Source organism: Paenibacillus sp. IHB B 3415 (assembly GCF_000802655.2).
Lineage (GTDB): Bacteria > Bacillota > Bacilli > Paenibacillales > Paenibacillaceae > Paenibacillus_AQ > Paenibacillus_AQ phytohabitans.
The window spans coordinates 53,282-79,974 of record NZ_JUEI01000004.1; the positions used below are offsets into that span (position 1 = coordinate 53,282).

The window sequence follows — 26,693 nt, forward strand, 5'->3', positions numbered from 1 at the left end:
TGATAATGTAACAAAGTTTGTTAATATTGTTTCGGCTACACTATGATTCTATGAGCTGAACAACCGTCTGTACTGGTTTGGCGGCATGCCTTCCAGCTGTTTGAAGACCTTAATGAAGTAACTGGACTGGTGAAAACCGGTCTGCAGCGCAATTTGCGCGACAGACAGCTCAGTCGAGACCAGCAGCAGCTTGGCGCGGGCCATCCGGCAGTCACTTAAATAACGGTTCGGCGTCTTGCCCATTATGCTCCGGAACAGCCGCAGAAAATGATAGCTGCTGTAACCGGCAAGCCTGGCCATCGCTTCCAGTGTCCAGGGCCGCTCGCATTCGCTGTGTATCCTGTCGGCCGTGAGCCGGATGGAATGTCTGATCTCAAGCGGCACCGACCCGTGCAACGGCTCAGAATTCTGCATCAGCGTCACAAGAATCTCATAGAGCAGGGTAGACAGACGCGGTTCGCTCCGGGTCTCATAAGCCGCACTTAGCCTGTACATCTCCTCGAAGACCGGTTCATAGCCCGTTCCGGGATCGAAGGTGAAAAAATAACCGCGGGAGTGATCCGCCTCCTCCAGCATCGGCAAAGATAAAGCTGTGCCGAAATGGACCCAGCGTACATTCCAGGCCTGGCCCGGATCAGAACCGTATTGCTGGTAAGCCCCCCGCGGGAACAGAAATCCGCTCCCCCGCTTCATCGATATCCGTTCCCCTTCCTGGAACACATACCCTTCTCCGCCAAAGACCATATGAAGGTTATAGCTGCCCAGGAAACCTTCGCTTCTGCGCTCAGCATGCTGCGGGAAGTCGCTGTAATGGCCCAGCATCTCCGGATAGCATACATAATGAGCATAAGCTGGCTGCGGTAGAACATAATGCTTTTTCATACGATCCCCTCTTCTCACCGCCTTGAATCAAGCACGCAATATAGTAATACAATAGCAATATTATGTTATATAAGTGTATACACTGCTGATAATACAATAGATTGGTACCAACAATAAAGCATATATTTACACTTGGAGGTTACTATGAAGAAACCTGTTGCTGCAGAACGATTCGAGCTTGGCGTCTGTTATTATCCCGAACACTGGCCTGAATCCATGTGGGCGGATGATTACCGCCGTATGGTTGAAACCGGATTCACAATTGTACGTCTGGGCGAGTTCGCCTGGTCGGTCTTTGAGCCGGAAGAAGGTCAATTTCAATTCGGCCTGTTTGACCGTGCTATAGATTTGGCGCACAGCTACGGGCTGAAGGTGATTATGGGAACACCTACTGCCACTCCGCCCGCCTGGCTTACCGAACAATATCCTGAGGTATTAAATGTGACTCATGAAGGTGTGACGATGCAGCATGGCATGCGCCGTCATTATAATTACAGCAGTCCCAAATACCGCGAGCTCTGCGCCAGAATTGTGACTAAGCTTGCCGGGCATTACGGCAGCCATCCCGGTGTGTCCGGATGGCAGATTGACAACGAATTGAACTGTGAAGTCAATGTATTCTACTCGGAGAGTGACCATCTTGCCTTCCGGACATGGCTTCAGGACAAATATGTAACACTGGATAAGCTGAACGAAGCCTGGGGTACTGTATTCTGGAATCAGACCTATACACGCTGGTCACAGGTCTATCTGACCCGGCCAACCCCCTCGCCTAACCAGCCCAATCCGCATCAGGCACTGGATGAGAAGCGCTTCATCTCTTATAACACGATTTATTTTGCCAAGATCCAGGCGGATATCCTCCGTGAACTGGCTCCTGACCAGTGGGTGACTACGAACGGCTTATTCGGACATCTGGACAGCCATGAGCTGAATGACGAGCTGCTGGACTTCTTCAGCTATGATTCATATCCGCAATTCTCCACCATTTACTTTGACCCGGCAGAGGTCAACCCGCTGCGTGACCGCGGCTGGGGACTGTCGCTCTCTGCGGTCCGCTCGGTCAGCAGCAACTTCTGTGTGATGGAACAGCAGTCGGGACCCGGCGGTTGGGTCAACCGGATGGATATGCCTTCTCCGAAGCCCGGGCAGATGCGGCTGTGGACTTATCAGTCTATCGCCCATGGTGCAGATATGCTGCTCTACTTCCGCTGGCGGACAGCTACTATGGGGAACGAAATCTATTGGCACGGCTTGAATGACTATCACAACCAGCCGAACCGGCGCGTGAAGGAAGCTGAGCAGATCGGCAAGGAGCTGGCAAAGATCGGCAAAGCCTTCATCGGCAGCCGGACTCAGGCTAATATCGCCATCGTGCGGGATTATGATAATGAGTGGGACGGGGAATATGACGTCTGGCACGGGCCATTCATGTGGCAGAGCAACAAGGAATGGTTCAAGGCACTGCAGCGGAAGCATATCCCCAATGATGTTCTCTATATGCGCAGCAATACAACGCTTGCGGAGCTTGTGCGTTACGAGGTGCTGGTCTACCCGCATCCAGCCATTATGAGCGACGACACAGCGGCCCTGCTGGATCAATATGTACAGCAAGGCGGGAAGGTGATCTTCGGCTGCCGCACCGGATACAAGGATACCTCCGGACAATGTTATATGCGGCCTTTTCCCGGAGCAGCTCAGGAGATGTGCGGTGTAACCGTTGAAGAGTTCACTATGGTCAAAGGAACACGTCAGCCTACCTCGATCCGTTGGACGAACAATCCAGGGACGCTCACGGGTGCGGATGCTTTCAATGATATTCTCCATGTGGAAGAGGACAGTGTCGAGGTTATGGGAACCTACGCTACCGATTATTATGCCGGCAAACCGGCGGTAACCCGCAACAAGCGCGGCAAGGGGGAAGTCTGGTACTACGGGGCTGTATTCAATGAGCAGGCCGTGCTGCAAATGATCGGAAGTTTGGGGCTGAATTCACCAGCTGCCGAATGGCTGGAATTGCCGCCGGAGATTGAGCTGCAGATCCGCGCTTCTGAGGGAGATACCGCTGCAGGACTCACCTTCCTGCTTAACTATAGTGAAGAGCCGGCAGAGATCGTGCTTAAGGAATCCAGAACGGATCTGCTGAGCGGACAAACCGTCACGGGAAGTTATACGCTGGATGGATATGGCGTTCTGGTGCTGGAATAACAATTGCTATGAAGTCTAAGGCATGACTATATCAATATAAAAGGGTTCCGCCGCCGCAGATTGCTCTGCGGATAGCGGAACCCTTTTGCTGCTGCAGATTGCTCTGCGGTTACGGAATCCTTTTACTCTGTTATCTGCCGGCGGCGAAGTTGGCGTATGAATTGGAGGATATCAAAGCCAATAGAATCCCCTTGCAATTCACTGTGAATTATAAGATATTAATAAAATGTAATCCTCCCTCAATTGAACCGAATTGAACTTAGAAATCTTTACTCTGGCCGGATCTTAATTGCTCATAGGCAATTCCCAAGTTTAGCCGCTGCTCTTAACCCCAGCGGACACCAGCGCCCTTATTTCCCCTAATGAGCACAAATGTACAGACTAACGGACCGTATAGACCTTATCACCTCTCCACTAGGGAGTTATCAAGTATACATCCGCAAATAACTGCACTGGTGTCCGTAAGGATAAGAAACGGGTGTTTATAAGGGAAATAAGAGCTGTCCGGTCCGTTAGACTTGTTCCTGTCCAATTTATTTTAATTAATTACGCCTGCTTTTAACTGCTGCTTCAAACGAATTTAATTGTTTTGATCTATAAAAAGGAGTGAATCCGTGAAGCCAGAATTCATACAACAGGAGTCTCCGGCGAATGGCCGCCTGCAGCGGGATGCCCTAGAGGTACCGGAGGGGAATGACACCTTCCTGCAAGGGGTCAAAGATTGCCTTCCTACTCTGCTCGGCTATCTAAGCATTGGCTTCGCAGCAGGCGTTGTGGAGAAAACCGCCGGCCTCTCCATTGCCGAAATTGCCATGATCTCCATTATTCTTTATGCCGGATCAGCCCAGTTTATCGCCGCAGGAATGATTGCGGCCGGAAGCAGCGCCTCCAGCATCATTATTACAATTCTGCTGGTCAATCTGCGTCATCTGCTGCTGAGCGCGGCGATATCGCCCTACTTCCGCCATTTGAATCCGCTGCGCAATCTGCTGATTGGATCACTGCTTACCGATGAGACCTTCGGGGTAGCCATCCAGAAGAGTGCCTCCAGGAAGCGGATCAGCGAGAAATGGATGCACGGGCTTAACATTACAGCCTATCTGAACTGGTTCCTGGCCAATATCGCCGGCGCCTTCCTCGGACAGTGGATATCCAGTCCGGAGAAGTGGGGGCTCGATTTCGCCCTGCCTGCCATGTTCATCGGACTGCTGGTGCTGACGGTCATGGCACGGCGCAAATATCTGCTGGACATTACCGTCGGGTTCATAGCTGTCATTGTTGCCGTTCTGGTCTCTATTCTGTGGTCGCCCAGCATGGGTGTGATTGCGGCAGCTCTTATAGCCTCTACGATTGGAATGGTGATTGAACAATGGAAATAAGACTGGACATCTTCTTCATTATCCTGGGCGCTGCACTCGTTACCTTCATCCCGCGCGTTCTTCCGCTTATGCTGCTTAGCCGGATCTCCATTCCGGACTGGGGGATGCGTTGGTTAAGCTTTGTACCGATTGCGGTAATGGCTGCATTGGTCGCCCAGGAACTATTCGTAACAGACGGCAAGTTCGCGGGGCTATCCACGAATGTGGAGCTGATCGCGGCATTGCCCTCCTTCTGGGTAGCCGTCAAAACCCGCAGCCTGCTCGGAACCGTAGTTACCGGCATCCTGGCGCTGATGCTGCTGCGCTTGCTGTTTTAAGCCCTTATACTTCAGCTTCCAGCTTCAGCGTCTCTTTTACATATTCGCCAATATGATGAATCGCCTGCTGCGCTTCAGGCAGCAGCGCGGCCAGCATCTGAAACACACTCCACATGTTCTCCCACACTTCCAGCTTGGCGGGTGTCCCATCCACAAGTGCCTTACCGGCCAGCCGCTCGGCATCGCTTAGCAGCACCTCGTGATCACCCGCCTGAATGAACAAAGGCGGCAATCCTGAGAGGTCTTGTCTCAGCGGTGATAATAGTGCAGGGACTTCACCGGCATACTCCCCAAGATAATCTTCCAGAATACGCTGATTAGTCTCCCGGCTTCCTGTAGGATCTCTATCCGCCCGGCTCTTATAAGACTCTCCGTCCAAATGAACAAGATCTCCATGAGGCGAGAGCAGGAATGCGCCGCCCGGAAGCGCCTTCCCTTCATCCCGCAGAGAGATCAGCGTCATAAGGGCAAGTGTGGCACCTACGGAATCTCCGCCAAATATGATGTGCCCGGACTTAAAGCCCTGGTCCAGCAGCCACTGGTACGCAGACAGGCAATCTTCACCCGCAGCCGGATAACGGAATTCCGGAGCCAGCCGGTATTCCACAGTAAGCACAGCAATTCCGCTGGCGGCCGAGAGCCTTGCTGCCAGATCCCGGTAGACTGCACAGCTGCCGGCCACAAACCCTCCGCCGTGGAAATACAGAATTACCTTTGCATCCCTATGTGCATCCGTTTTTTCACCAGCCCTGACCCACTCCCCACTGAACCTCTCTGTCCTTACCTGCTCAACCTGCACACCGTTTAGCACAGGCAGTTGTCCGGCGGATTCCGCAAGGGCGGCGCGGATGTCTTGGGCCGGTTGTCCCGGATACGGTTTATTGTGCTTCAACTGGTTGGAAATGGCCTGCAGCTGTCCGGCTGGAGTTACACTAGGGCATATCATAACGGTTCATTCCTCCTCTTAATCGTTCATAGACACAATATAAACCCTGTACCGGAGTACAGGGTCAAGTGGCTATCTCAGATTAAATTCCCGCCGGTTCAGCCTTTCATGTTCAAGATATCAAGAGTCTCCTGAACACCTGGATGTCTGTCCTGTGTAAGGAGGCTGCTCTTCAATTCTTCCAGCTTTGTGCGGGTCTTGTGCCGTTTGGCAATCTCCAGATCAACAGCGGCCATTTTACTCTCAATGACTGTAATAAAGTCCGGTATTCCGATACTTCCGTCTGCAAATTTGACCAAAGCTTTCTTGATCTCACGCAGAGTGAAACCGCAAGCTTTCGCATTCTGAATGAAAGCGATCCGTTCCAGTGCTTCCTCCGGATACATCCGGTATCCGCTGGACGTGCGCTGCGGCTGCGGAATCAGCCCGTATTTCTCATAATATCTGAGCGTTTCTATGTTTACTCCGGCCTCTTTGGCCAGTTCGCCTCGTAAATATGGGGTCATCCCTATTTCTCCTTCCTGCAGGATTAGCTAAAGCTTCAACTGTTCTTTAAGTGCTGTAATCTCTTCAGCAGAGAGCTCAGTGAGGCCTGACTGTTCTTCATCTGCATATCTGGCTTTATTATAAAGTGCAAGCAGGCGGTCATAGGCTTGCCCTTCGCTGACCGGATTTTTACGCTGCCGCTTCTGTCCTTCCGACCATGCTGCCACATCGGCACCCGTCTCCTGAGGGGTCAGATATGCCTTCACCTCATAACCGTCGGTATGCTTGGCTCGGAGCCAATGCCGATAGAGCCAGCGGATGCGTGCCCGGCTTCCGTCCATCGTCTCCCACCGGTCCCGGCGGCTGGATGGTGTAAGCCTGATACGCAAGTAATCCCTGAAGCCCTGAACGGTCTGCTCCCAAGTGAACAGGCTGGTCTCTTCATCCTGATAACCGGCAGCAGCTGCAGGCGATTCTCTGCGCAGCAGTGTCAACAGCCAGTCCATTGCTCTGCGGAGCAGTCCACCGGTATTTCTGTAAAGCCAGCGTACTCCGAAATACAGCACCACAACTATTGCAGCCGCCCCTATAATATAGAAGCCAATGTTAAGAATTGCGGCCAGAATGCCAGGTTCACCGGCTTCCGCTGCCGGGAATTCCTGAATGGCTTGTGGAGGAGCCTCCTCCTGCGGAGGTTCCTCTGCGCCGGAGGACAGCCGGCTGAGCCAGGTGAAGAAGAGCCTCACCGCATTCCACAGCAGCATACCCACCGCTTTGCCGCCGCCCGCCGCCAGAATTGCCGCCAGGACAATGAAGCCCGCCAGATACAGGCGGTTATGCCGCCGCAGGCCTTCGGGCAGACGTGCTGAATCACTGTTTAAGGAGCTGTAGCGCAGATGGCTGCTGTTGGAGTCAATCAGGGCCAGCACCAGGCATAAGCTTCCGCTCCAGGTTAGAATAGTCACATTAGCCTGAAGCTCCGGAATTTGGGAGAAGGCTATTGAAGCAATGAAATAGATTGTGATTCCGGCCAGATAGATTCTGAACCGGTTCATCCGCGAAGCTGTAGTCATGCCAAGATACGCACAGACTGCGGCACCCGCTACCAGCGGGATGCCCGGAAGTGTCAGTGTGCTGCTTATCAGTCCGGTCAAGAGACCCAGCAGCAGCGCCGCCAGCAGCTGCTGCCATAACCGGCTGCACTTATGCCGCAGCAGTACACCGCCTGCAACCAGCAGCGGTAATAGGTAAATCCACCGAACCGCTGCTTCACCGGATTGCAGATAAGTCTGCAGCACCAGCCAGACAGGCAGAAGCAGGAGCCAGTCTATGAAAGCAGTAATCCATAGCGCAAGGTTTGCCTGGAATGAAGACGAGAAACGGAGTTTCATAGCGCTGCACCGCCTTCTTCCGGAATATCCAGCCATTCTACGCCATTCCCCATGAAGCTTAGTGCCGCAGCGGCATCCTGCAGTTCCGCCCCCCGGTGGCAGGTAATGATCAGATAATCCGTATCGCCTTCATCCTTCTCTGCTTCAATCTCCATCAGCCTGCTCATTGGCAATGTTCTGTCCAGATTCAGTCTGGCCAGCATGCCAAGGAATTCTTCAGCATGTGATATCGGCCAGGTATCCACCGGATCTCTTGCCCCGCCGCCGTCCAGCCTTCCGTTGCTGAGCAGCCGGGTCTCAATGCCATGGCTGATGGCATATTCAGCCACGGTCGCCGCATACCGGATGCCTAGCTCAATCCGCTCCACATCGGTTACGGTCCGCCACATGGAATCGCTGATCTCCACGTTCAGGCAGATTACAAGCCTTGAATCGGCCGTGTAATCCTTCTGATGCACCTGCATGCTTCCTGTGCGGGCTGTCGCTTTCCAGTTGATCGAAGCCAGGGAATCCCCTGCACTGTACTCGCGGGTACCTGCGGTCAGGAACGGATCTTCTACAATCCAGCGCTTGACGGGCAACTCGCCGAGCCAGCTGTGCACCGGCAGCGGAAGCTCATGAAATTGAAGCAGCCCCGGGTAGACAAGGAGCTCCAGCTGCAGCGGGAAAGTCTTCGATTTGCGGCTCATGCCGAAGAGATCCCCCGTAGTCATGGTTGCGGTCTCCAGAAGAAACAATCCGCGCTCCCGGCAAATCACATTATGCCGGCGTTTGATGTGGCGGTAAGACCTGAGAAAGAACAGGCTGACATGATTCTGTGAGATCTCGCCGCTGCTGATGCCCAGATTCTCCTGGGAGCCGAACTCCAGCCCCCGGGCGATACTGGATTCCAGACGCAGCCAAGGCAGCGGAAGCAGCTTCTTATTCATGATCTCCTCGACCATCTCCACCTGCTCTCCTGCATATACGGCCTTGGCAGAGAAATAGCGGGTATATGTAACCTTCTTAAGCGCGTTACGGTCGTATATAGCAGAGACGAACAACAGCAGAAATAGCGTGCTTGCAATGAACCACGGCAGCGACATGGCTCATTCCACCCTTCCGCCTCTGGACAGGACAGCAGCCTCCGCAGGAACCTCCACCTCACGCAGCACCTGAAGCACGACCTCTGCCGATTGCCCCTCGCGGACTCCGGGCCCGCGCTGAAGGATTAGCCGGTGTGCTAGCACCGGAACGGCCACGGACTTAATATCATCCGGAATAACATAATTCCGCCCTTGAATCAGAGCATAACCCTGTGAAGCGCGCAGAAGGGCGAAGCCTGCCCTGGGGCTCGCGCCCAGCCGTACGGCTGGAGATTTACGGGTAGCCTCGACCACACTGATCATATACGCCAGCAGTTCATCACTTACATTAATACCGGCGGCAAGCCGCTGCATCTCTTGAATTTCCTGTGCACCTGCAACCGCAGCGGTATCCTCCAGCGGGTTGTTCTGGCGGAACCGCTGCAGAATATGAACCCCTTCATCAAATGTGGGGTACCCTGTTGTAATCCGCATTAAGAACCGGTCGAGCTGTGCCTCCGGCAACGGGAACGTCCCCTGGCTGTCAATCGGATTCTGCGTGGCGATGACCAGAAACGGCCGCTGCAGCTCATGAGTCACACCGTCGATGGTAATCTGCCGCTCCTCCATACATTCCAGCAGGCTTGACTGGGTACGCGGAGTGGCCCGGTTAATCTCATCAGCGAGCAGGATACTGGCGAATACCGGACCGGGACGGAATTGAAATTCCCCGCTTTTCTGGTTGTAGTAGTTGATGCCGCTTAAATCAGAAGGCAGCAGGTCGGGCGTGAATTGAATCCGCTTGAATGTGCAGTCCAGCGAGCGGGCGAGTGTTTTGGCAAGCAGCGTTTTGCCTGTTCCGGGCACATCCTCCAGGAGGACATGACCATTTGCGAGCAATGCTGTCAGCAGCAGGTTTACACCATCTTCTTTTCCGACAATAACCTTAGCCAAATTTCCCCGGATCGATTCAATTAGAGCAGATGCTTCTTGAAGATTCATGTATAATGACACCATCCTATTCCAAAAAAAGGTATGTACTATAGCTTAATCATACCAGAAAGCGTCTACATTATATAATTGGGAGAATCAACACTCATTTCAGCTGCTTGCCGGACTTCGAGCGTACCCATGCCACGATAAAATAGTACACCGGTATAAACTCCACAATCAGCCAAAAAATAGTCGTATTGAAAGAATAATAATTGTGGTAATATACGGCCACATTCATCGAGTATACAAATGCAATTGTAATGGAACAGACCGTCAGGAGCGGAATCATAACTTTTTTTGCTTTTTGTCTGGTAAGATACAAGGCGCATCTATAAGCAACATAGATCATAAAAGAGCTGTGAATGAACATTGAGGACGACCATATGCCAATCAGAATCGGATCAGAGTTTCCCAGGAGATCATCATTCGAGGAACTGCGGATCATCTGCAGGAAGGGAAACTGCAGTTCCTTCCCGAGATACGGGCCGAAATTCAGCATGGTCATAAGCCATACTATCAGAACAATCAGTATCACAGTGATCCCCCCCAAACTTAGTGGCTTCATGATCTTATTACTGATCTTAAGCTCCGGGGCAACAAAAAGAAACACAACCCACTCGCCAAACCAGGACATCACCGTAATCGAATCCTTAATGACGATGCGCGGGTCATGATAATGGATAAATGCCGGAAGCATAGAATATTCTGCATGCTGGATGAATAAATACGTACTTAGAATGGCGAAGACAATACAGATCAGAGCAATGCCTTCCGACATATACACCATAGAGGCAAAACCCAGATGAGCGGTGTACATAATGACCAGACCCACAACAAGTATAATAAAAAGCGGGGGAGTTCCGCGTAAATAATTGCCTCCGAAGAACAGTGCGAAATTGTGTATATCATATGATACGTAATTAATACACCAGCACAAGAGCAGAATCACTATGATTCCATGCAGCCACTTCCCCATAATCTCTGCCCCGAACTCTACCCAGCCTATTCCCGGTTTAAGCTTTCCCACCAGGATCGTGAAATATAACAGAATCAGCCCAAGGAAACCGCCTAGAATCAGGCTTATCCATCCTTGATAGGATGAGGTTTCAATGAGACCGGGAATCAGAAACATCGTACTTTGAGAGCCCAGGTATACAATCGAGAACCGAGTCATTTGCCATTTCGATGTCCGCATATTTCCTCCTTCGCCCCCTTATTTCTCCGAACCAAAATCTGCAATTTTAAAATCTGCTGTCACCTTGATCCGGGCCTCCCTGCTGTAATAATCCTCCCAGTGATCACGCAGACGTTTCCATTCTTCCGGATAATTCCATTCCAGCAGCATACCGAGCTGAAGTACATCTATTCCCGCCTTCTGCACATTTTCCAGCGTCTCCGAAACTTCCTTTACCGCTTTCTCCTGAAGTTTGGTCTTAAGCAGATGGCTGAGCTGGTCCGCTTTACGTTGTTTGGAATCCTTGAAGGAGGTTATACTCGCCCGGCCTTTTAGCTTCACATGGAATTCTGGCCCTTCAGGAGTCATCTTGACAGAGGAGGAGGCTTTGTCATTCAGAAAATACGCAGTGGCAGTCCCCTTGCCGTCATCATCCCAAGCAAACGAATTTACAGATTGAACGTAATGATCTGCTGCCCAAGCCAAGGCTCTACCCTCTTTCACCTTCAGTATGGCCTTCATCTTCTTATCCTGAAACAGCATCACACCGTCTACCCCGCACCAATATTCCGTTTTCCCCTGCTCGGAAGTTTCACTTTTTTTGCCGAAAGACAAATAATTCATGGCATAGCCCATATGGTAGGATTCCGACAGTATGCAGTCTCTGATTGTAGTGCTGAACAGAATCTTTTGCCTGGCCATATTATTGAGCACCTGATCGGGCAATTGCTCGAAGACCGGTGTCAGCATCGGGATCTCCTTAGCCTTGCCTGGAGCAGCCATAATATAGGTTCCGAGAGAATTCTCAGGCTGCCGCTGGAACCATTCCAGCATATCTCCTATCCCCTGCTTGGCATATTGTTTGCCCAGTACAATAATCTTGAGATGTGAAGCCTCCATTTTGCGTGACAAATCCTTCTGAATCAGCAGGATAGCTTCCGGAATGGTCGGTGCAGTCTTGGATACCATAGAGTAGCTCTTTCCGTCTCCAGCCCCGCCCCCTTGTGCGCCTGAATCCAGACGGTTCGGGAGCGGTGAACTGATAGTCACCTCAACCGTTCCGGGTTCCTCACCAACATCAATAAACAAGCCATATACAAAGGTCAATTCGTCGAGTTCCAGCTTGGACCAGCAGCCGGTCAGATTCAAAAGCAGCACTAACACAAGGATCAGCTTGAGGGGCTTCATTGCTTCTGTCTCCTTTTATTCTTCCTGTCGGTATAGGAGGAGCTGCGCTCCGTCATATACTGGGACGGAACACGGACCACGGTATCCTTCCAGTCTTCCAGAACCAGCGGAGCCACCGGCTGGAGAAAGGGAGTGCCAAACGATTTTAGATTAGCCAGATGGCCATATATGATAAAAACGGCGATGAAGACACCAATCAGTCCCATCGTCCCCCCCAGAATCAGGAGCACGAAACGCAGCAGCCTGAAGGTCAATCCAAGCTCAAGATGGGGGATGATGTAGGAGGCGATACCCGTAATGGAAACTACAATGACCATGGGTGCTGAGACAATTCCCGCCTGTACCGCAGCCTGCCCAATGACAATACCGCCGATAATAGAGACAGTCTGGCCAACCGGCTTCGGAATGCGGGTCCCTGCTTCTCTCAGTGCTTCGAAAGTAAGTTCCATGAGCAAAGCTTCCGTCAGTGCGGAGAAAGGGATATTCTCACGGGCGGCAGCAATGGTGATCAGCAGGTTGGACGGAATAATCTGTGCGTGGAAGGTTGTGATCGCCACATATAAAGAAGGCAGAATCATTGATATCAGCGAGAAAAAGAAGCGGACCAACCGGATCCAGCTGCCGGCATAGAAGTTCTGGTAATAATCCTCAGAGGATTGCAGGAGCGCAAAGAAAGTTACAGGTGCCAGTAATGCCGACGGGGTACCGTCCTGCAATATGCTGATTCTGCCCTCCATCAATGATGCGGCTACAGAGTCGGGACGTTCTGTATATTGATAGATTGGAAAAGGTGAAAAATGCCCCTGGCGCATATGCTCAGCCAAATAGCTGATGCCCAGAATTCCGTCGACTGAGAGATTATTTAGTTTCTCTTCCATTTCAGCCAGGATTTCCGGCTTACAGAGCCCTTCGATATAAACCAGATATACATCGGTTTTGGTGTATCTGCCAATCGAGAAATGTTTGGTCTTCAGATCGGCATGTTTGATCTTGTGCCGCAGCAAGGACAGATTCGTCTGAACATCCTCGATAAAAGCCTCCTGGGGTCCAATCACCACCAGCTCGTTCTGCGATTCGGACACTGCCCTCTTCTGATATTGGGTAATTTCGAAATAATAGACATACGGCAGCCCTTCAATACATAGAACCGGATTCCCGCTGACAATCAGCTCCACGGCCCTGTCCGGATGAAAAGCCTTCATATATGGAATCACAAAGGCTGAGCCGCGGTCCAGATGCTCCATGAATTGCGGCCAGTCCGGTTCACTGTTAGCCTCTGATTTCAGCGGGCTGGCGACAAATTCCTGCAGGCTGAGCATGTCCACGATGGCAGGAATATAGATCAGCATGCAGGCGTGTCCGTGCACATGTATCGACTGGTATACAGCATCGCTGCAATCCGTGAGCTGTTCTTTGATGAGCTCAAGTATATTCTTGTCCGGCACCCTGCCTGCCTCCTTCCGGCTATAGAGAATCTTCCTTAGTGTGCCAGAACACCCTGAATTTATGCCCCTAAGCGCAAATAGCCCCACTATAGCGGGGCCCCGAAATCTATAAATTCGATTAAAAAAGGAGCCGGATCATCCCGGCTCCTTCATTAAACGGTGTATTATCGTTGCTGTATCTGTCCTTAGAAGCCCATCACAGGATGAGGAATATAAGGCTCCTCCAAACGGAGTACATCTTCCGGACTGAGCGTGACCGACACCGCTGCAGCGGCATCCTCCAGATGGCCCATGCTGGTCGCTCCGACAATCGGTGCTGTGACCGGCTTCTTCTGCAGGACCCAGGCTAGTGCAACCTGAGCACGCGGAAGTCCCTGTTCTTCAGCAATCTCTTTCACCCGCAGCGCCACAAGGCGGTCTGCTTCTTCGGTTTGGGAGTAGAGCAATTTGGCGAATTGATCACTCTCCGAACGGGCGCTAGTCTCCTGCCAGTCCCGGGTCAGCCGCCCGCGGGCCAGCGGACTCCAGGGAATAACGCCGATGCCCTCCGCTTCGCACAGTGGCAGCATTTCCCGTTCTTCTTCGCGGTATAGCAGGTTCACATAATTCTGCATCGATACGAACCGGGTCCAGCCGTGCCGCTCCGCCACATGCAGCGCCTTCAGAAACTGCCAGGCAGACATCGAGGATGCTCCGATGTAGCGTGCTTTGCCCGCCTTCACCACATCATGCAGCGCTTCCATCGTTTCTTCAACCGGTGTCGACGGGTCCCAGCGGTGAATCTGGTACAAGTCCACATAATCCGTCCCCAGCCGCTTCAGGCTATGGTCGATCTCGCTCATAATAGCCTTGCGCGACAAGCCTCCGCCATTGGGGCCCGGACGCATTTTACCATGCACCTTCGTGGCAATGACCACTTCATCACGGGAGGTGAAATCCTTGAGTGCACGTCCGACAATCTCTTCGCTGGTACCGTCAGAATAAATGTTGGCCGTATCGAAGAAGTTGATGCCCAGCTCCAGCGCTTTGCGGATAAACGGCCGGCTCTCCTGCTCATTCAGTGACCAGGGATGGGTCCCGCGCTCCGGCACCCCGTAGCTCATACACCCCAGGCAAATCCGTGATACATCCAGTCCCGTTGTTCCCAGCTTCACATATTCCATAATCGGCAGATCCTCCCTATAGCTAATTAGATCTTATGAAATCGATTATAGTATACCGCTGCCGGCCGGAAATGGACACCCCGTCCTGTTATCCGGCTTATTGAAACGTAGCACCGATGTTCGTACCGCTTGGCGTGCCTGACCCGATCAGATCACTTCCGGCAGCCAGTTTCAGAAAGCTGCCGAGGCTGAACGAACCGTCAGCATTTCTTACCACCGAAGGGGTCAGGCTGACAAAGTCGGCACTGCTTGCGGCCAGACCTTTGGCATTCGTGCTGGCATTGCTTTTCCACCATACATTGGTGCTGAGGATGTCCGTTCCGCTGGTCTTATCGCTGGAAGCGCCGGCATAACTCAGATTATTCGTAAACTGATGAGTTCCTGTGTCAAAGGCATAATTGCTCTGACCGTTGCTCCACGAGGTATTATTGGTCATTTGGATGGAACCTGGATTGCTGTTGTAGGTGAACCCGTGTTTTTTGTTCTGAAAAGCGATGCTGTTCTGCACGATGTGATTGACAGCTATCTTTTCACCGCCGAGCTTGAAGCCGTTGCCGTCACTGTTCGCTGTGCTGTTTCCGTCCGAGGTCTGGCCGTTCTTATAAGCAATGCTGTTCTTGATCGTGACCACCCCAATAGGGCCGGTATCCGATTTGGTATAGAGATCCCAGCCGTCATCTGTGTTCCAGGCCGAGATGCAATAGTCGAACACATTCCCGGGTCCAATCGTCAGCTTAGCGGCAAAACCGTCAGCATCCTCGCCATTATCCGGATCGAAGTTGTCATGGGAATACACGCCGATGATCTGGTTATAGCTAGGCCAATCGGCCATGTTAGACAAGGTAGAGGAATAGCGGCTGATTTGCAGCCCGGAGTCCCGGTTATGATGAACCTCAACATTCTGAATAATGTTGTAGTTACCGCCGATGAAGATACCGTTATCTCCCGCCCCTTTCACTTCAAGGCCTTTTACATTCCAGTAGTGTCCGAAGATCTGCAGGCCGCGCTCAGTGGACGCAAAGGTCTCCCCGGAGAAATCCAGTACCGGCTTCTCACTTCCATAGGCCACCAGGTTCTTGCGCAGTCCGGAGCTTCCGCTGTTCTCCCGCTCAACCGTTACCGGAGCTGTGAAGGAGTAGGTACCTCCGCGCATGTAAATTGTTCCTCCGGCAGCCACTCTGGTAAGTGCCGAAGAGAGTGTCGTCGGACTGCCAATTGTACCCGGGTTACCGGCTGCCCCGTTTGGTGCAACATATAGGCTTCCGGATACTGGTGTTGCCGTTGGCGTCGGGGCGGCCGTAGGAACTGGAGTTGGTGCTGTGCTCGGTGTTACTGTTGCTGTTGCTGTTGGTGTACTTACAGGGGTTGCCGTAGGTGCTGAAGTCGCAGTAGCTGTAGGGGCGGTAGTTGGACTTGCAGTTGATGTCGCTGCTGGTGTAGAGGTTGGTGCGGCTGTCGGTACAGTCGACCCTGCCCCGTTTACTACGACATTGTCGAATTTGACTGAAGTTTTGTAAGCGACAAGGCCAATGCCTCCGGCAGTCAAATTGTTATCGTGTGCATTTAATTGCAGCACATTATTTACATACATATTTATTGAATCTCCACTCAGCTCAAGCTTCACTGTGTACACAGTGCCTGTAGAAACCGCGAAGTCTTTGGATGCCAGCGTAGCGCTCGAACCCGAGACTTTTTTGCGGATTTCCAGTGTGCCGCCATTGCTGTTCGACAAGGAAGCTGCGTAGTAGTTGTTCCCGTCCGTATACCGCCCGCACACATAAGTCCGGTTGCTTCCGTTGAAGTTATCCACCTTCACATCCGCTTGCACGCTATAATCAGTCCATGTGCTGCTGCCTGCGGAGGTACGTCCTTCTGTACTGGCAGATTGATAATATACCTTGGAGCTGCCATCCTGAATCACAGACCATGTACCCGTGGTACTGGTCCAGCTGCCTGCACTGCCGGATTCAAAATCATCAGTGAACAGACTTGCCGCAGCAGCTGAAGGTATGCCCCATTGCAGCCCGCCCAAGACGAGCACTGAAGAAAGCGCAATCATTAAAGCATAAGTAAATCGCTTTTTTATTTTCACGTTAACATTAACCTCCAAAGTGTTGGATTATTTAATAACCATTTGCAGCGTTTGCATTACGGTGGCAGTTCCAACGAAAACTTGTCTGTCTAAGTGCAGCAGCTATACGACATGGCGTTCCTCCTTTTGCCCGACTATGCAGATCACTGCTTTGTGTTCTTTTTCGCAGCAGTCAATCTAATCTCCACTATAAGTAAATATTTGTAATTGTACAGAGGTTTCAGAACCATTTTATTGTATTTTTTTGAATTATAGAATTTTCTATGAATTTTCTGCCGGACTCTTCTGGATTCGCAGCTATGTGCATACAAAATAACCCCACAATGTGGGGTCTTAGCTTCAACCAATATTTGTTGTCAATTTTGGATAAAAGGCTTCAGTCTCTTCAGCAAGGTCTGCAGCTGTTCTGAGCAATTTTCGTACATCTGCTTGGCTTCTTTATTCTTTGTAGACAAGCTGAACAGCTCCAGATCGGCTTCGCATTTCTTCAGCAGCGCATACAGCTGGGGCTTGTCCTGCGGCTGCTGAACCTCCACACTATCCGTGTACAAATCTACGGTAAGCTCGCCGTAAGAGTCTACCTGGCCCAGGAATACATTCTCCACGCTCAGATTCAGCTTCTCCAGTTCCCCCTGCAGCCAGCCGCGCGACAGATTCAGGGCATCGAGCGGTTCATCCATAATTGTGCCGTCCATAATCACCGCCTGAGTCTCTCTCTCTGGAGCTACCTTAATCCCGAGATGCTTGGGTGTAAGCGGCTGATTCTCACGGGTAAGCAGCACATTAATCGCACCATCCGACTCCATAATGGCAAATTCAACATCGGCCACTTTGAAGACATCCTTCTTGCGCAGCTCCTCCAGCAGCTCGTCCGTCGACAGACGCTCCTTCTTCATATTGTCTTCCAGGATCTTACCGTCCTTGATCAGCACGGCCGATTTGAAATCAATGAAATCCCGCGCTTTCTTGCTCTTGATCTGCAGGAATTCAATCCCGAACGAGAAGGCAACCCAGACAATTAGTGCAATCAGGCCGAGATGCCAGGTTTTGTCCGTATCCAGCGAGATATATGCTGCCAAGCTGCCTATAGTAATTCCCGTAATGTATTCGAAAAAAGACAGCTGTGAAACCTGACGCTTCCCCAATATTTTGGTAAGGAAGAAAAGCACTACAACAGCAAAAATTGTCCGAAGAATGACCTCCAGTGCTTCCGGCATTCGTAAAACCTCCTGTAAAGTTATTCATGTTACGCATATGTATCTTCATTATTTGTCACAACAGGTGGAAAATAACCAAGAGAATAAATTCCTGCTGCCAAACGGACGCACAGGCCATCTACCAAATGGGATTTATTACCTGTATGTCATACTGCCGGATGCGGATACTACACTGTGAGATTTTGTTCCAACCCAGACCCTAGGAGGTAATGATCCAATGACTGTTGCATCACAAGTCAAAACCTGCGTAGCTTCGCTGAAGAGCGCCCAAGCCAGTCTTGAGCAGTTTGCCATGGAAACCCAGAACGAGGAAGCCAAGACCCTGTTCACCAATGCTGCAGAGCAGACGCTACAGATTGTACAGCAGGTGGAAGGCCGCGTGACTGAAATCGAGAAAGAAGAGCCGCAGTATAAAGGGTTCTGACCGTCATTAGTTATTAAGAACGGCAAATAGGCTGATCCATACGCAGACTCCTCTGCTACCGGATCAGCCTATTTGTTACTTTTGAATACAAGTCTCACAGTTTAAAAGCATCTGCAATTAATGAAATAAAACCTAACTTCCCCTCTGCGTTACGGTGATCAAAACGCTTCGACCGGTAGATGAAACCGCCTCGCTCATCCCAGGGAAATTCATGAAATTGGCCGGATTCATCACAGTACTCCAGCAGTTTAACCTGATACCCTGCGGCAGTGAACATCTTCTGCAAAGTAATATAAGTATGTACGATCCGGTGGGAGGCAGCAGGATGGTCCAGCGGTCCCGGCCCGCCGATCTGCACAATGTTCTGATAAGCTTCATCCGGGAAGAACCCGTCCGGAACGGCACAGCGGATATATCCGCCTGGAGCCAGATAGGTATAGCAGTTGCTTGCTGCCTGCACACCTTCCTCAAAGGTCAGATGCTCCCAGACATGTTCGGCAAGAATAGCCTCCAGGGAATCAGCGCTGAATTTGCCCGACCAGTCCTCCTCCCGCAGCAGATTCAGCTCCGACTCTTCCGTATGCAGCCATCCTTTGTTGTGCGGACTTCCGCCGCTTCCAATCACTACTCTTAACGGTTCATTCAACCGGATCACTCCTTGGTTAGCATCCACTACCCTGGTATTCATTGTAATCTCAATTGAAGAGATCAGGAATATAGCATTGTTAGATTTAGATGGATTTATGTGACTTGTTTTGCATAACGGATTCTCAGTCCGCATCACGCTACTCCCCCCCTGCTCCTGCACTACCAGTGAAATTACAAGTTTCCCGGATCAGCGCTGATTTCCTTATCTTTCAAAAAAGAAAAGATCAGCGGCCGGCTGATCTTCCCTCTTCCGCTCATTTTATTTATCCGGCACATTCCGCTCGGCCTTCCGGATAAATTCCGCAATGTTCAGCTTGCTGCCTGTCCGCGCACTCTCCAAAGCGCCAAGCACCATTGCCATACTATAGCGGTTGTCGCGGCAGTCAGTCTCGGCGGGGCGCTGCTCCGCAAGCGAGCGGAACATCTCTTCAAGACAGCCCTGATGGAAGGTATCCTCCATCTGCACAGCCGGCCCTTCTACCCGTTCATATTCATTGAGGAACTGTCCGGCAGCTTCACCGTCACCGATAATCTCGGCATACGGCATATCCCGGCCATCCCAGATCGCTGCCCCCCGTTCCCCCTGAACCCGCCATGAGGCTTCCCAGGACGTAGGCGCACCTTCCGCACACCACGAGCCCTGATAACAGAATATAGAGCCGTCTGACATTTCGAATATACAGATGGCTGCTGCATTCCCTTCATACCACGATCCGGGAGGATTGAATTCCTGGCAGTACACACTTACAGGATCGGCGCCGCTGATAAAGCGGGCCTGATCGAAGGTATGGATCGCCATGTCCAGCAGCAGCGGGCTGTCCATCGCTTCCCGGAAGCCGCCGAAATGCGGCGCCAGAAAGAAGCTCGCGCTTATGGAACCCGTCCGCCCTATGGCTCCCGAGGTGATTAGCCCGCGCAAAGAGCGGATATGCGGATCATACCTGCGGTTCTGCATTACGGCATGGCTCAGCCCTGTGCGTCCGGCCATGTTAACGATTTCATTACATTGCTCCATCGTTTCCGCCAGCGGCTTCTCGGTGAAGACATGACATCCGGCTTCCAGTGCCTTACTGGCAATACTGAAATGGCTGGACGGCACGGTGATATCGAACACCAGATTGGCCGCTGTAGTTTCTATTGCCTGTGATATATCTGTATATACCGGGCAGATGAGTCCATGCTTCTCTGCCATGGCCTGCGCGGATTCCACCCGGATATCTACGAGTCCGACGATTTCAATTTCAGCATGCTTCAGCGCATAGCTGATCCATTCATTAGCCATGGCTCCGCAGCCCGCAACAACTACAAGATACTCTGCTGTCATAGGTTGTTCCCCGCTTTCTGGATTAGGCAGGATTCGGCACGAAGCTGCCGCCCCGGCAATTTTTCAAATAATGGAGTGCATGAACCTGGCCGGTCATTTCCAGATCGTCACGGTAAACGGGATCATGCCAGCCTTCGATATCAATCGTTCCTGTGTACCCGGCCTGCCGCAGTATCGAGATTACATCGGTCCAATTCGTATCCCCGAAGCCCGGTGTCCGGTGCCACACATAAGGTTTGGGTCCGTGAATTCCGTATTCCTTGATAATATCCCAGGCAATCGTTGCATCTTTGCCGTGCACGTGGAAAATTTTGTCCGTCCATTTCCGCAGCTGCGGAATCGGATCGATCAGCTGCACCATCTGGTGGCATGGTTCCCATTCCAGTCCCAGGTTATCGGCATTTACTGCATTGAACATCTTCTCCCACGCTGTAGGGTTATGGGCAATATTCCAGTCTCCGGATTGCCAGTTTCCATCCATAGAACAATTCTCAAAGGCGATTCTGACGCCACGGTCCGCAGCTCTTTTGGAGAGCTCACCAAACACCTCTGCGAATTTCGGGATGGACTCGTCAATCGAAACCCCGGGCAGTCGTCCGGTGAAGCCGGATACCATATCGGTTCCGAATAAGTGGGCGTGGTCGATCAGCCGTTCCCAGCTGCCCAGCGCATCCGAGTTGTCCCCAGTGCCTGTAAGCGGATTCCCGAATATCCCTACGGAAGAGATCACGAAATCATGCTCCGCAGCCAGTTCACGAACCCGTGCAGCAGTTTCTGTCAGATCCGTATTTCCCGTCGTCTGCCAGAAGGTGAGGCTGAATGATTCGAATCCGTGTCCGATAATTTGCGGAATCACTCTTAGTGCATCTCCGCCTCCCACCAGTGTCCCGATTCTCATTGTATCCTGCATCTTGTATACCACTCCAATATTGGTTTATAGTTAGTTCAACAACCCAAGTATATCCTTCATTTCGGGCAAAATCTCTTCTTATCTTGTGTTAAACTAGCTGAATCTTGTGGGAGTTGAAGCCATCTTGACTTATCCGAAGGAACTGAAGGAATATCCTGCGCTCGAGGAGAAGATCTATCCATTCCGCTTATTCTTCAACCAGTGCCAGGGCGCCAAGCCCGAGCAGAACATCCTGTTCCTGCACTGGCATGAGCATTTCGAAATTATTGTCATGCGTGAAGGCCGGGCGATCTTTCATGTGGACAGCAAACCGTATGAAGCAGGCCCCGGAGACGTGATCATGGTACCTTCCGGCGGTCTGCATGTCGGCTATAGCTTGTATAGCGGAGATGTTTCTTATGTCTCGATTGTTTTTCATGCCTCATTGTTCAAGGACCGGAATCAGGATTCCCAGCATGAGCAATTTGTGGCCCCTTATCTTAGCAATCAGTATCAGTTTCCGGTCATGCCAGTGGTCCATAACCCGGAATGCGCCTCGTATTATCCCTTGCTTGAGCGGATTATTGAGGAAGTGCAGGCTAAACAACCGGCTTTTCAGCTCGTGGTGAAGAACCAGCTCCACTTATTCTTCACACACCTGTCCCGTACCTTCCCCGCCCAGCAGAGTGAACGTCATTCTATCAACCGCGAACGCTTCAAGCCGCTGCTGGAATATCTGGAAACACATGTCGATCAGAAAATGTCGGTCGAGCGTGCTGCCCGCTTTGTCAATCTGAACGCTTTCCATTTCTGCAAAACCTTCAAGAAGCTGACCGGACGCACCTTCATTGACTATGTGAACCTGTGCCGGATGGATGAAGCCGAGCGGCTGCTGCGGGAGACCGGCTTCAGCATTACAGAGATTTCCGGCAGAGTCGGCTGTGACAATCCCAATTATTTCACGAAGCTCTATAAGCAGTACAAAGGCCTGACACCCTCCATGGTACGTAAATAGTCATAACAAACACCGCACATCCATTAATGTGCGGTGTTTGTTTTTTACATTTAGAATCTACATTTCAGATATCGGAACCCAGCGCCGCTCTTCAATCGAACGTTCCACAGCTTCCAGTACAGCCTGGCATTTCACACCGTCCCGGAAATTCGGCTCAGACTGACGGCCTTCGGCAATCGCATTCGACAGCTCCAGCATCTCGTGAATGAATGTGTGCTCAAATCCAATGGTATGGCCCGGCGGCCACCAGGCTTCAGCATAGTCATGTGCGGGATCGGTGGCGAGCACTCTCCGGAAGCCCTGCACATCCTCGTCATCCGAGGTCAGATAGACCTCGAGTTCGTTCATCCGCTCGAAGTCGAATTTCACACTGCCCAGACTGCCATTGATCTCAAAAGAATTGGTCGAACGATGCCCGGCAGCGAACCGTGTCGCCTCAAAGCTGCCCAATGCGCCGTTTGCAAAACGGGCCAGGAACAAAGTAGCATCATCCACCGTCACCGCGCCGCGCGGTGCATCTTTGCTGGCCCGGGCGCTGAGACCTGTCATCTCCGTTGCCAGCGGCCGTTCCTTGACGAACGTCTCACTCATGCCAATGACCTCCTGCACATCGCCTACCAGGAAATGGGCCAGATCAATCAGATGCGCCCCCAGATCACCATGCGAACCTGAGCCGGCAATCTCCTTCTGCAGACGCCAGACCAGCGGGAATTCAGGGTCGAGAATCCAGTCCTGCAGGAACCAGGCACGGAAATGATAGATCTTTCCCAGCCGCCCGCTCTCGATCAGCCGTTTCGCCAGCCTGACCGCCGGGGAGAAACGGTAATTGAAGCCAACCATATGAACAATGCCGGCCGCCTCTGCAGCCTGGAGCATTTCTCGCGAATCTGCCAGATTCAGTGCCAGCGGCTTCTCGCAGAAAATATGCTTACCCGCAGCGGCAGCCGCCAGCGCAATCTCTTTATGGGCATTGCTTGGCGCATTGATGTCGATTAGATCAATATCGCTGCGGGAGACCAGCTCCTTCCAGTCCGTCACACCTTCCGACCAGCCCAGCTGGCCGGCGGCCTCCTGCAGCGCTTCCTCATTCCGTCCGCAAATGACGGACATTTGCGGTTTGAGTGCCTGGGGGAAGAACATGGGCAGACTGCGGTAGGCATTACTGTGGGCTTTGCCCATGAACTTATAACCTATCATTCCGATCCGTAGCTGTTTCATTTGAAGCCTCCTCTACTGAATTCACTACTCCATGTACACGCATACATTTTCTCATCCAGGCGGCGCTCCGTCAAATTGCTTCTTGCGCAGATGACCAGCTCTGCACAGATTGGATGAATCGCTTCGTTGCCGGCGAAACGTATTTCATGAAATGGACAGTAAATCCTTATATTTAAAAAAAGAACGTCCTTTCTGCCAACCGGCAGCACGGAACGTTCTTCTTCATATTACACAAGTATGAAATTAAAGCCACATGATCATGGAAGTATCATTTAACTGTCAGCTTTGTAGAGCTTAGCGAGCCCGCCTTCTGAAGTTTCGCGGTACCTGCTGTTCATATCCAGGCCTGTCTCATACATGGTCTGTACAACCAGATCAAAGGATATCTTACGGGTACCAGACAAGAATTTGGCCAGGCTCAGCGCATTGATCGCCCGCATCGCACCGACAGCGTTCCGCTCAATGCATGGGATTTGAACCAGTCCGTTAATCGGATCACAGGTTAACCCCAAGTGGTGTTCCATAGCAACCTCCGCCGCATACTCAATCTGGTCGATCTCCATACCAGACAGTTCAGCCAGTGCAGCCGCTGCCATAGAGCAAGCCGTGCCCACCTCCGCCTGGCAGCCGCACTGAGCGCCGCTGATGGAGGCGTTCTGCTTGACCAGATTGCCAATGAGCCCGCCGACAGCCAGAGCCCGGAGGATCTGTTCGTCCGGGACCTGCATCTTCTCCTGCATATAACGGAGCGAGGCGGGCACGACACCACTGGCCCCGCAGGTCGGGGCCGTTACGACCGTGCCGGCGGCGGCATTCTGTTCGTTGACGGCAAAAGCGTACGCGCTGACGATCCTGTTCTCTCTCGTCTCCGGGCTCTCATCCATATCCCGCTGATGATACAGATATTTCGCCTTGCGTTCGACCTCAAGACCGCCCTCCAGAATACCTGTGACAGACAGCCCTTCGTCGATCGAACGCTTCATCGCTTCCCAGATTCCTTGGAGGAAATCCCAGATCTGTTTGCCTTCACGCTGCTCGACGTAATCGCTTAGGCGAATATGATTGGCGTTACAAAAGGTGCTGATCTCTGCGAAGGTATTCTCAGGGTAGACATCTTGCCCCAGCACCTCCTCCCGCCCCTCAATAACGATGTCCCCGCCGCCGACACTGACAACACGCATGGAATTGGTTTGCCGCCCGTCTTTGTAAGCGAACAAGTCCATGGTATTGGGATGGGGCAGAACAAAATCTGCCTGTAGAACAAATTCAACCTCCGTCCGAACGGGTGACAATGCTCTAATAATGGCCTTGTCCGTCATATGGCCTTTGCCTGTTTTGGCAAGGGAACCATAGATCAACGCTTTGAACTGGTCTGCGTCTTCATTTTCTGATTTGAAGATTCTGGCCGCTTTCTCCGGCCCCATGGTATGGGAGCTGGAAGGTCCACTGCCAATCTTAAATAGCTCAGTCAACGATCTCATAGCACCCTTATCCCTTCTCGGTTGTCTTTGGCTTAAGATCTTCATCCTGCGGCTTGACCAGGCTTATTGCCCATTCCCCTGAAAACGTTCCTTGAGCTTCATCAGCCGCTCATGAATCCCCTCTTCATCAATGGCCATGTCATACAATTGGTGAGTAAGCTGAAGACCTTGATCTTTTGCAAGAGCTTTTTTCCACGGGTGCGACACAATCGAATGAGTAAGATGTCTTGTAGAGCGGGGTGCCTGCATGATCATCTCTGCCAGCTCCCATGCCCGTGGAAGAAGCTGTTCATGAGGCAGCACCTCACTGACCAGACCGAGATCTAATGCCTCTTGAGCATTAATGTTCAGGCCCGTGTATGCGTAAAATGCCGCTTTCTTACTTCCCAGTATCTTTTGAAGTGCCAGGACGATTCCATCTCCGGGTGGTACACCGCCCAGATAATGGGCATCGAAGAAAGCTGTGTCTTCAGTACAAATGGTAATATCACAAAGCGTTCCCAGCTGCCAGTGTGAGCCTGTGCCATTGATCACCCCAATGGTGGGGATATCGAGGCAATGAATCATATTTTCAATCATTTTGAGCGATTCATGATACATCTCCAGCTTCCGGCGATTCGGCCAATCCATGAATTTGGTTGTCCAGACTTCAGGATTACCTATTTGCCACAAATCACCTGTCCCTGTAAGGATCATCACCTCATTCTCGGGGTCGCGGCCCACATCTGACCATACATTGCCATAGGCAGTCTGGACCGTCCAGTCAAATTGAAGCGGTCCCCCGCCGGTGTGCATACGCACTTCGAGTATGCCGCCGCGGCGGGTCATGAAGAATAAGTCCTTGTACTTCTCCGAATATTCTTCGAATCGTGTAGGTCCCGTCATCTCTCTATTGAACATCTTTGCCCATAAGGCGTCCTTGCATTTTCTTCAGGCGCTCCAGAGCTCCTTCTTCATCAATGGCCATGTCGTACATTTGGTGGGCAAGCTGGAACCCTTGATCACTGACCAGGGCCTGCTTCCATGGACGGGAGATAATGGAATGGGACAGATGTCTCGTTGAACGCGGTGCCTGCATAATCATCTCCGCAAGCTCCCATGCGCGGGGCAGAAGCTGTTCGCGGGGCAGGACTTCACTAACGATACCCAGATCCAATGCGGTTTGACCATTGATATTCTTGCCGGTGTATGCGTAGTATGCTGCTTTCTTGAAGCCAATCATGTTCTGCAGTGTGAGCAGCATTCCATCTCCGGGAGGTGTGCCTCCCAAATAATGCGGATCGAAAAAGTCTGCGTCTTCTGTACAAATGGTAATGTCACAGAGCGTTGCGAGTTCACAGTGCGTTCCCGGCCCATTGACCGCCCCGATGGTCGGAATATCAATGCAGAAGATCAAATTCTCAAGCAGTCTCAGCGATTCGTGATACTGTTCGAGCTTCTTTTGCTTCGGCCAGTCCATAAATTTCGTATTCCAGACCTCTGGGTCTCCTATAACCCATTTATCCCCCGTTCCGGAAATAATCATAACTTCGTTCTCAGGGTCGCGGCCAATATCTGACCAGGCATGGGACCATGCCGTGTGGGCTTCCCATGAATGCTTGTACGGCCCTCCGTCAGTGTGCAGCCGCACTTCAATGATTCCGTCACGGCGGGTCATTAACAGGAATTCCTTGTATTTCTCCGAGTACTCTTCAAATTTGGTGGGTCCAATCATACGTCTCTCTGACATTTTAATTCCTCCTAAGTTTT

General features: G+C 51.7%; 23 protein-coding genes and 1 pseudogene. 5 read left to right on the forward strand and 19 right to left on the reverse strand.

All coding sequences use genetic code 11. From position 1 onward, the window contains the following. Positions 1-48 precede the first annotated feature (48 nt). The gene (locus QW71_RS02365) at positions 49-882 is read right to left on the reverse strand and encodes an AraC family transcriptional regulator (protein WP_039292734.1); all 834 of its coding nucleotides are present in this window, start codon (positions 880-882) and stop codon (positions 49-51) included. A gap of 144 nt (positions 883-1,026) precedes the next feature. Here QW71_RS02365 and QW71_RS02370 point away from each other — a divergent pair, with 144 nt between their 5' ends. From QW71_RS02370 to QW71_RS02380, 3 genes are all read left to right on the forward strand, one after another. Then, positions 1,027-3,090, forward strand: coding sequence for a beta-galactosidase (locus tag QW71_RS02370; protein WP_039292737.1), 2,064 nt, complete (start codon positions 1,027-1,029; stop codon positions 3,088-3,090). A 659-nt stretch (positions 3,091-3,749) separates the two neighbouring features. Further along, positions 3,750-4,469: an AzlC family ABC transporter permease gene (locus QW71_RS02375; RefSeq protein WP_042141160.1), complete on the forward strand. Its 720-nt coding sequence runs from the start codon at positions 3,750-3,752 to the stop codon at positions 4,467-4,469. After that, the gene (locus QW71_RS02380; protein ID WP_039292740.1) at positions 4,460-4,786 is read left to right on the forward strand and encodes an AzlD domain-containing protein; all 327 of its coding nucleotides are present in this window, start codon (positions 4,460-4,462) and stop codon (positions 4,784-4,786) included. Before QW71_RS02375 ends, QW71_RS02380 begins: the two co-directional genes overlap by 10 nt. Positions 4,787-4,790: 4 nt before the next feature. On the opposite strand, the gene QW71_RS02385 is transcribed toward QW71_RS02380, so the two are convergent. The 11 genes and pseudogenes from QW71_RS02385 to QW71_RS02435 all read right to left on the reverse strand — a co-directional run bounded on the left by QW71_RS02385 (position 4,791) and on the right by QW71_RS02435 (position 17,945). After that, positions 4,791-5,732 (reverse strand): alpha/beta hydrolase, encoded by a 942-nt coding sequence (locus tag QW71_RS02385; protein WP_039292742.1) that lies wholly within the window; start codon positions 5,730-5,732, stop codon positions 4,791-4,793. A 98-nt stretch (positions 5,733-5,830) separates the two neighbouring features. After that, positions 5,831-6,238, reverse strand: a complete 408-nt coding sequence (locus tag QW71_RS02390; RefSeq protein ID WP_047013569.1) for a MerR family transcriptional regulator — start codon at positions 6,236-6,238, stop codon at positions 5,831-5,833. Between the two features lie 27 nt (positions 6,239-6,265). Further along, the gene (locus QW71_RS02395) at positions 6,266-7,609 is read right to left on the reverse strand and encodes a hypothetical protein (protein ID WP_039292745.1); all 1,344 of its coding nucleotides are present in this window, start codon (positions 7,607-7,609) and stop codon (positions 6,266-6,268) included. Then, entirely contained in the window at positions 7,606-8,694 is a 1,089-nt protein-coding gene (locus QW71_RS02400) for a DUF58 domain-containing protein (protein WP_039292748.1), read from the reverse strand. Before QW71_RS02400 ends, QW71_RS02395 begins: the two co-directional genes overlap by 4 nt. Positions 8,695-8,697: 3 nt before the next feature. Further along, a complete protein-coding gene (locus QW71_RS02405) occupies positions 8,698-9,675 on the reverse strand; it encodes a MoxR family ATPase (RefSeq protein WP_039292749.1) in 978 nt (325 codons plus the stop codon). A 94-nt stretch (positions 9,676-9,769) separates the two neighbouring features. Then, positions 9,770-10,861 carry a GerAB/ArcD/ProY family transporter gene (locus tag QW71_RS02410; protein ID WP_039292752.1) on the reverse strand — a complete coding sequence of 364 codons (1,092 nt, stop codon included), beginning with the start codon at positions 10,859-10,861 and terminating at the stop codon, positions 9,770-9,772. 18 nt (positions 10,862-10,879) lie between these two features. Beyond that, positions 10,880-12,028 carry a Ger(x)C family spore germination protein gene (locus QW71_RS02415; RefSeq protein WP_039292754.1) on the reverse strand — a complete coding sequence of 383 codons (1,149 nt, stop codon included), beginning with the start codon at positions 12,026-12,028 and terminating at the stop codon, positions 10,880-10,882. Continuing rightward, positions 12,025-13,473, reverse strand: a complete 1,449-nt coding sequence (locus tag QW71_RS02420; RefSeq protein WP_039292756.1) for a spore germination protein — start codon at positions 13,471-13,473, stop codon at positions 12,025-12,027. Before QW71_RS02420 ends, QW71_RS02415 begins: the two co-directional genes overlap by 4 nt. Positions 13,474-13,658: 185 nt before the next feature. Then, a complete protein-coding gene (locus QW71_RS02425) occupies positions 13,659-14,636 on the reverse strand; it encodes an aldo/keto reductase (protein WP_039292759.1) in 978 nt (325 codons plus the stop codon). Positions 14,637-14,733: 97 nt separating this feature from the next. Continuing rightward, a pseudogene (locus QW71_RS39655) lies at positions 14,734-15,903 on the reverse strand (right-handed parallel beta-helix repeat-containing protein); the annotation flags it as partial. A gap of 1,181 nt (positions 15,904-17,084) precedes the next feature. Further along, complete coding sequence (locus QW71_RS02435; RefSeq protein ID WP_039292761.1) at positions 17,085-17,945, reverse strand: DUF421 domain-containing protein; 861 nt, start codon at positions 17,943-17,945, stop codon at positions 17,085-17,087. 217 nt (positions 17,946-18,162) lie between these two features. Between QW71_RS02435 and QW71_RS02445 the strand changes: the two genes are divergently transcribed. Beyond that, positions 18,163-18,369 (forward strand): DUF1657 domain-containing protein, encoded by a 207-nt coding sequence (locus QW71_RS02445; protein WP_039292765.1) that lies wholly within the window; start codon positions 18,163-18,165, stop codon positions 18,367-18,369. Positions 18,370-18,463: 94 nt separating this feature from the next. Here QW71_RS02445 and QW71_RS02450 read toward each other — a convergent pair whose 3' ends face one another. The 3 genes from QW71_RS02450 to QW71_RS02460 form a co-directional block, all read right to left on the reverse strand. Further along, positions 18,464-19,057 (reverse strand): protein distantly related to SAM-dependent methyltransferase, encoded by a 594-nt coding sequence (locus tag QW71_RS02450; RefSeq protein ID WP_047013577.1) that lies wholly within the window; start codon positions 19,055-19,057, stop codon positions 18,464-18,466. A 219-nt stretch (positions 19,058-19,276) separates the two neighbouring features. Further along, complete coding sequence (locus tag QW71_RS02455; protein WP_039292768.1) at positions 19,277-20,341, reverse strand: Gfo/Idh/MocA family protein; 1,065 nt, start codon at positions 20,339-20,341, stop codon at positions 19,277-19,279. Between the two features lie 22 nt (positions 20,342-20,363). Beyond that, a complete protein-coding gene (locus QW71_RS02460) occupies positions 20,364-21,251 on the reverse strand; it encodes a sugar phosphate isomerase/epimerase (protein ID WP_039292771.1) in 888 nt (295 codons plus the stop codon). Positions 21,252-21,375: 124 nt separating this feature from the next. On the opposite strand from QW71_RS02460, the gene QW71_RS02465 reads away from it, so the two are divergent. Continuing rightward, positions 21,376-22,245, forward strand: a complete 870-nt coding sequence (locus tag QW71_RS02465) for an AraC family transcriptional regulator (protein ID WP_039292774.1) — start codon at positions 21,376-21,378, stop codon at positions 22,243-22,245. Positions 22,246-22,302: 57 nt separating this feature from the next. Here QW71_RS02465 and QW71_RS02470 read toward each other — a convergent pair whose 3' ends face one another. From QW71_RS02470 to QW71_RS02485, 4 genes are all read right to left on the reverse strand, one after another. Further along, positions 22,303-23,463 carry a Gfo/Idh/MocA family protein gene (locus tag QW71_RS02470; RefSeq protein WP_039292777.1) on the reverse strand — a complete coding sequence of 387 codons (1,161 nt, stop codon included), beginning with the start codon at positions 23,461-23,463 and terminating at the stop codon, positions 22,303-22,305. Between the two features lie 272 nt (positions 23,464-23,735). Continuing rightward, positions 23,736-24,944 (reverse strand): L-serine ammonia-lyase, iron-sulfur-dependent, subunit alpha, encoded by a 1,209-nt coding sequence (locus tag QW71_RS02475; protein ID WP_039292780.1) that lies wholly within the window; start codon positions 24,942-24,944, stop codon positions 23,736-23,738. A gap of 63 nt (positions 24,945-25,007) precedes the next feature. After that, positions 25,008-25,844, reverse strand: coding sequence for an enoyl-CoA hydratase/isomerase family protein (locus QW71_RS02480; protein ID WP_039292781.1), 837 nt, complete (start codon positions 25,842-25,844; stop codon positions 25,008-25,010). Next, positions 25,834-26,673: an enoyl-CoA hydratase/isomerase family protein gene (locus QW71_RS02485; RefSeq protein WP_039292784.1), complete on the reverse strand. Its 840-nt coding sequence runs from the start codon at positions 26,671-26,673 to the stop codon at positions 25,834-25,836. Before QW71_RS02485 ends, QW71_RS02480 begins: the two co-directional genes overlap by 11 nt. Between the last annotated feature and the right edge of the window lie 20 nt (positions 26,674-26,693).